The organism is Neisseria sp. P0022.S010 (genome assembly GCF_051956635.1).
In genome coordinates this window covers 1-702 of record NZ_JBQCXF010000788.1, presented here as the reverse complement: position 1 = coordinate 702, position 702 = coordinate 1, and the positions used below count along the sequence as shown (strand labels likewise).

Sequence of the window (702 nt, the reverse complement as noted above, 5' to 3'; positions counted from 1 at the left end):
ATCGTACACCGTTTGGACAAAGAAACCAGCGGTCTGATGGTGGTCGCCAAAACCTTGCCTGCGCAAAACTCACTGGTTCAACAGCTTCAAGAGCGCACAGTCAAACGCATTTACCGTGCAGTCGCCAACGGCATTGTTCCTTTCGACGGCAAAATCGAAACCCAAATCGGCCGCGATCCGCACAACCGCCTGAAAATGGCAGTCGTCAAATTCGGCGGCAAACCTGCCATTACCCACGTCAAAGTGTTGGAACGCTATCTTTCCCACAGCTACATCGAATGCTCGCTCGAAACCGGCCGCACACACCAAATCCGCGTTCATATGCGCGAAGCCAACCATCCGCTGGCCGCCGACCCTATTTACGGCAACCCGCGCCATCCATGCAGCGACGCGGTTAAAGAAGCCATCAAAGCCCTCGGCGCACGCCAAGCCCTGCATGCCTACCGCTTGAGCTTTGTACACCCGAAAACCGGCGAAACCGTTTCCTTTGAAGCGCCTATGCCTGACGATATGTACCACCTGCTTTCCGTCCTGCGTCTAGAAGCCGGTTTGGATTCGTCCCTAAGCAACGAGGAAGAATGGCAAGAGAAATTCGGCATGGATGATGACGACGATTGGAATGAAGACGACTACGATGTCGAAGTCGTTTATGTAAGGGATTAAACCTATTTTTCAGACGGCCTTTTGTGTAAAGAGTAAATA

1 protein-coding gene is annotated in these 702 nt (G+C 52.4%); it reads left to right on the top strand.

The window, feature by feature from the left end:
• On the top strand, positions 1-663 hold a 663-nt coding region (locus ACTHUT_RS21415), incomplete at its 5' end, for an RluA family pseudouridine synthase (RefSeq protein WP_440419819.1).
• Positions 664-702: the final 39 nt, after the last annotated feature.